Genomic DNA, 6,009 nt, shown 5'->3' on the forward strand with positions numbered 1-6,009 from the left:
TTGGAAGGTATCGAAGATTGAGTAAAGACTATGAATATTATCCCTCAACTTCTGAAGCTTTTATCTATTTGGCAATGTCTAAATTAATGCTAAAACGTTTGACAAACCAAGTTTTTTAACAGGCTCTAAAGTTGCTTTAAATGGAAGGTAAACTTTTTTTGTTTTTCGTTTAGCACTTTGGCATTCAAATAATTAATCTAAGCATGTGAAGTTAGAATAGATAACTTGACTTGGATAAATATTGGTTGGCTTTCCTTCTTTAAACACGTTTTTAACTGTCAGCTAAGTTTTATTATTCTCTGCATTCATGTTTTAGATTTTCTTGTTTTTTTTAATTATAAAATTAGTGCAAGGACAAGAATGATTCCTAATTTAAAGAATTATCTATTAATGCTTTTTTAAACGCATTACCAACAGAAATAACAGATGAAGATAAGTTGGAATTAAGCAAAATTCAAACGTATAATTTGGATCCTGAAATAAATAACTTAATATGTTTGAAAATTTTCGATCAAAACAGGCCTATGCAACTATTGACTTATTTCTCAGCTAATACCCTGAGCATTATCCCTCGTAGCATTCATTCTCTTTCTCAATTGGCTAAGCAGGATGCGATTCAAATTACGCCCTTAATATTGAGAGCGTTCCCCCATTTAAAGCAGCTTGATCTATCCCGCACCTGCCTGACTAACTTGAACGAATGCAAATCAGAGAATCTAGAGAGGCTTAACCTTTCTTTATGCCACAATTTTACGGCTTTTCTTCAAATTAAAGACTTATTTCCTAACCTTAAAAGCCTTAATTTATCAGAGGCTGCCATTACCCTTTTAGACGACTTGAAAGGCCTTCCTCTGGAAGAGCTAGACCTTTCTGCTTGTAAAAATCTTTCGGCAGAAGAATTTTTCAAAATCAAAGACTTATTTCCTAACCTTAGGCGCCTCAATCTGGGGTGGAGTTTCATTAGTGATTTAGAGAGATTGAAAGCACTTCCACTTGAAGAGTTATATCTTTATGGATGTCATTCCCTTACTCGAAAGGCATTTCCCAAGATTAACGTTTTGTTTCCGCTGCTTAAAAAACTTAAGCTTAATTGGATCGAAATTAAGGAATTGAAAGAAATAGCAGGGCTTCCGCTTGAAGAGTTAAATCTTTTTGGATGCCAAAAACTTCCTTCGGAAGAATTTCTTAAAATTAAAGATTTATTTCCTCATTTGAGGCGCCTTAATCTTGGTTGGACAGAAATTAACGGTTTAGATGGCTTGGCAGGGCTTTCGCTTGAAGAGTTAGATCTTTGCTCTTGTTTAAAATTAACTGCAGAAGAGTTGCATAAAATTAAAGATCTATTCCCCCAGCTTAAGAGCGTGAATCTGGTTGGAACTGCTATAGCGGATTCCGATCTATTAGGATAGTTAAACCTCTTCTTTATTGACAGAGGGAGATGCCGATCTTATTCAATTGGGGACAGGTAAATTTTCAATCTTGAGCAGTCATGCATGAAGAGAGGGCTTAACCCCATCCTAACTATTGAATTCTTTTGAGAAGGCCCAGTAGGGGAGGCATATTAGAGGTGATAAGGCTTCCTTATTTGGATCTAATCTCAGTTTAATAGACGAACTCTGCCTACTCTCCTTTCAATTTTCTTATAGCTTTTAAAAGGGAATTCCCTTTTAAATTTATTTTTATAGGTAATAAAGGGATATTTAAACCATTTATCTACAATTCAAAGGCTAAAATGAGAATATTTAACAGATCTTTAGAGTTGGTTTTGGCAAGCTTAACCCTCCTTCATCCATTCTTTAATCCAGTCGAGGCTTGTACGCGTATCCTCTATCAAGGTATAGAGGAAACAGTGATCACCGGACGGTCGATGGATTGGAGAGAAGACATGCATTCCAATATATGGGTTTTCCCGCGTGGGATTAAACGCAATGGGGCAGTAGATCGAAATCCCATTGCCTGGACATCCAAATATGGCAGTGTGACAGTTTCAGGATATGATGTGGGGACTGCCGATGGAATGAATGAAAAGGGATTCGTAGCCAATTTGCTATATTTGGACGAATCGGATTACGGAAAACCCGATGGAAGCAAGCCTTTGCTATCCATTAGCCTATGGGCACAATACGCGCTTGATAATTTTGAGACCGTTGCGGAAGCTGTAGAACACTTACGGCAGGAGCCTTTTCAAATTGTTACGTCCACTTTGCCAAATGGTTCCCTGGCTCAACTTCATCTGTCCATTTCCGATTCTAGCGGCGATTCTGCTGTTTTCGAATATTTGAATGGGAAGCTGGTGATCCATCATGGAAAGCAGTATAAAGTCATGACTAATTCGCCTTCTTATGATCAGCAACTGGCTTTGAATGCGTATTGGCAAGACATTGGCGGAACAACCTTTTTACCTGGGACAAATAGAGCCGCTGATCGCTTTGTGCGGGCATCTTTTTTTCTTGAAGCGGTTCCGAAGAAGGCCGATCCTCGCTATATAAGCGCAGTTCCCGATCAACGCTATGCTTATCAAGCCGTTGCCGAAGTGATGAGCATCATGCGTAGCGTCAGTATTCCTTTAGGCATTACAACTCCTGATAAACCGAATATTGCCGCTACGCTTTGGCGGACCATAAGCGATCAAAAAAACAAGGTTTATTATTTCGATTCGGCTACCAGCCCCAATGCTTTTTGGATTTCCTTATCCGATCTGAATTTTAAAGAAGATGCCTCCATTATGAAATTAGAAATAGCAGGAGGAAAAATTTATGCCGGCAATGCATCTGGCAATCTGAAGCCGGCCAAACCTTTTACTTTTCTTCCTGCTAAGCTTTAAAAGAGGGGACGATGTCTTTTTGATGTTATCGTGGAAAGGAAAGCGAGCAAACCGGCAAAGGAAATAAGGAAAAAAGTCCCATGGCATATTCGCTCATTTGCGCGACAGCCTTCTTTGTCTCTATTCTAACTTTATTTTCTGGATTCGGCCTAGGTACTGTACTCATGCCGGTTTTTGCCATTTTCTTTCCACTGCCCATAGCTATTGCTGCAACCGGCGTGGTGCATCTGGCAAATAACATATTTAAAGCTGTGCTGGTCGGAAAGTGGGCGAAATGGAGCATTGTTTTTAAATTCGGACTGCCTGCAGCTTTCGCATCAGCACTAGGAGCGTATCTGTTGGGATTGGTATCGAATTGGCCTTCGATTACAACGTACCATCTTTATACCCATGCCTTCCACATCACTCCTATCGGATTGATCATAGGAGTGATAGTAATTTTATCTTCATTTATGGAACTCATTCCTAGATTCTCCAAGTTATCTTTTCCTTCTCATTATATTCCGGTTGGCGGAGCGCTTTCCGGTTTTTTTGGAGGAATATCGGGATATCAGGGTACGCTTCGCTCGGCTTTTTTAATTAAAGCAGGATTAAAAAAAGAAGAATTCATTGGCACGGGAGTAATCTGTAGCATCATTGTGGATGTTATTCGCATCGCCATTTATGGATGGGCCCTTTACTCTAAAAAATTTGCCCATATGCTTTCAGGGGAGATGAGGGCTATTTTAATTGCCGCATGCCTATCTTCTTTTATTGGCTCTTATCTGGGGGCCCGCCTGGTCCATCGAATGACTTTTAAAGCGCTGCAAATCATTGTTGGCATCATGCTTTTGCTCTTGGGAGCGGCAATTGTCTTAGGAATTGCCTGAAATATCCGACTGAAATATAAGAAAAAAAAGAAGGAGAATAGCAATGGGGAAGAAGGGGTTTGCTCTTATAAGCGTTTTAACAGCTTCCTTATTTACCTTTTCAGGCTTATCTGCCGATCCATTCTCTGGCAAGCAGGAAGAGGAGGTTTCGCCCAATGAAGACCTCATGCGCGAACATGGGATTTTGAACCGCCTTCTCCTTATTTATCAGGAAATTGCCAAACGCATTGAGCATAAGCAGGAGTTTCCTATCGATGCGTTGGCAAACTCGGCAAAAATTGTCCGCAATTTTTTAGAAGATTATCACGAAAAATTAGAAGAAGAATATATTTTTCCGCGCTTTGAAAAAACTCATCAATTAGCCGATCTCGTAAAGACATTAAAAGATCAGCATGATGCCGGACGCCAACTAACAGATTATATTCTTTCCCATGCCAATGAACAAATGCTCAAAGATGAAGAACAAAAGCATCTATTAGCTCATTATCTGCGCCTTTATATTCGTATGTTCCGTCCTCATGAAGCTAGAGAAGATACGGTTTTATTTCCTGCTTTTCGTAAGCTTCTCTCTCAAGACGAGTACGACAAATTAGGCGATAAATTCGAAGAAAGAGAACACCGACTTTTTGGAGAAAACGGATTTGAAAAGACGGTTGATCAATTAGCTGAGATTGAAAAACAGCTGAATATCTATAATTTGTCCCAATTTACCCCTAATCTCAAAAGAAATAAAGAGGCATCCTATGAATCAAAATCAAAATAGTCCTTATCATCATGCTAAAAATATGCAGCAGCGCCTAAAAGAAACCACAGAGCAATTGCGCGAAGCTCTAAAAAATGTGGATGAGCCACAGTTCAAAGCGATGTTTGAAACGTCAGCAGAAGTTTTGAATGGTCTAATTAAAGCATTCGAAGATTACAAAAATAAGCATGAGCAAGCTTGGAAAAAATAAATGGTAAGCAGGCTTAGTTGGAAATCGGTCGTCGATTGACCATTTGCCAGGTCCCACAATTAAGAGAAATAGCAGACCTAAAAGCATGCAGAAATCTGTTCTGGCTTCATGTGCCATGGGCCAGAATCCCTTTGATAATAAAAGCGGGATCTTAGTTGTTGCAATAGCAGTCAAGATATCGATGAGAAGAGGAAGACAGGCTAGCCTAGTCATAAACCCGATAATGAGCAATGAACCGAAAATAATTTCTACAATTCCGACAAAGGGGGCCGTGATTTCTGGAAAGGGAATTCCTATCTGAGAAAAACGGCCAACACCCAGAGTGCCCGGATATAAAAATTTCTGAATGCCTTCAGATAAAAAGACCGTGCCCACCATTAACCGGATAAGAATAGGTTCCCATAGCGAAGATTTTTCTAAAGCGATCATGGTAATCATCCTGTCACAAGAAAAGCTCTATTAGAAGCGTAATTTTTTAAGAAAGCTATAATCAAATTTACATTTCCCATCAAATGCATTTATTAAAAATAGGTTCAATTTCGATAAGCCCCATTTGCTCTCATAAACGCTTTGTTTCTTGAATTCCTACTCGAAGAGTGTCTATTAACTCAGGTTATTAAGCAGTCCGGTTAGAATCAATAAAATGAGAGAGCCTTTTTTTCAGGGTTTAAAGGGAATCGCTGTTGGGTTTTTTACTTTATCGTTCCCTTATTTTCTATTTAAACGCACAGAAAAGAAAATGTCTTCCGGCAAAAACTGCTCTCGAACGCGTTCTGCTCTAGTTTATGCAATAAATTGATTCTCATTCCTTTATGTGAATAATTTTTGAGTATATTTTTTTTTAATTTTTTTTTGTTTTTAAAAAGAGTTGCACGAAAAACTCTTTTGTTGCTAATATAAATCTCATAAGAAACGCACAAATTGCTAAATAAGCAAATAAGCGTAAATCAGTTTTATGTTTACAAAATTCGAAAAGATTTAGTATACTTAAAACTAGAGAAGAAAGAGTGCATCAACTTCTTCTTTTTCCCATCTTAGATGCTTTAAAATCCTATAACATTTAATTGTTAGTCTTTAAATTAAAGTTTAAAGATTTTCTGTCGCCTTAATAATTTAAGGCAACAATATAGCTTCCTTGAGGAGCTACAAGTATTTTGACAGTATAAGAGAGACAATGTGCAAGCATAATAAATAGAGCTTGTGTGGGACAGATTTACCTGTCTTACATATAAAGCGCCGCTTTAAGCGGTGCAAAATAAACAACTCAGATTTTCAAGAGTTTTTTTTCTGTGAGAATTTGATCTTGGTTCAGATTGAATGCTGACGGCGTGGATGAGGCATGCAAGTCGAACGAAACCTTCGG

General features: G+C 38.4%; 6 protein-coding genes. 5 read left to right on the forward strand and 1 reads right to left on the reverse strand.

Features of this window, described 5'->3' with window-relative positions:
• Window positions 1–524: 524 nt before the first annotated feature.
• From BN3769_RS03190 to BN3769_RS03210, 5 genes are all read left to right on the forward strand, one after another.
• Entirely contained in the window at window positions 525–1,409 is an 885-nt protein-coding gene (locus BN3769_RS03190; protein ID WP_154017801.1) for a leucine-rich repeat domain-containing protein, read from the forward strand.
• Window positions 1,410–1,732: 323 nt separating this feature from the next.
• Window positions 1,733–2,824 (forward strand): linear amide C-N hydrolase, encoded by a 1,092-nt coding sequence (locus tag BN3769_RS03195; protein WP_068467517.1) that lies wholly within the window; start codon window positions 1,733–1,735, stop codon window positions 2,822–2,824.
• Between the two features lie 80 nt (window positions 2,825–2,904).
• Complete coding sequence (locus BN3769_RS03200; RefSeq protein ID WP_068467518.1) at window positions 2,905–3,693, forward strand: sulfite exporter TauE/SafE family protein; 789 nt, start codon at window positions 2,905–2,907, stop codon at window positions 3,691–3,693.
• Between the two features lie 43 nt (window positions 3,694–3,736).
• Complete coding sequence (locus BN3769_RS03205; protein ID WP_154017802.1) at window positions 3,737–4,456, forward strand: hemerythrin domain-containing protein; 720 nt, start codon at window positions 3,737–3,739, stop codon at window positions 4,454–4,456.
• Window positions 4,437–4,646, forward strand: a complete 210-nt coding sequence (locus tag BN3769_RS03210) for a hypothetical protein (protein WP_068467520.1) — start codon at window positions 4,437–4,439, stop codon at window positions 4,644–4,646. Before BN3769_RS03205 ends, BN3769_RS03210 begins: the two co-directional genes overlap by 20 nt.
• On the opposite strand, the gene BN3769_RS03215 is transcribed toward BN3769_RS03210, so the two are convergent.
• A complete protein-coding gene (locus BN3769_RS03215) occupies window positions 4,590–5,075 on the reverse strand; it encodes a DoxX family protein (protein WP_154017803.1) in 486 nt (161 codons plus the stop codon). The two genes, BN3769_RS03210 and BN3769_RS03215, sit on opposite strands and share 57 nt — an antisense overlap.
• Window positions 5,076–6,009 lie beyond the last annotated feature (934 nt).

It is taken from the genome of Candidatus Protochlamydia phocaeensis (assembly GCF_001545115.1).
In the GTDB taxonomy this organism is placed as follows: Bacteria; Chlamydiota; Chlamydiia; order Chlamydiales; family Parachlamydiaceae; genus Protochlamydia_A; species Protochlamydia_A phocaeensis.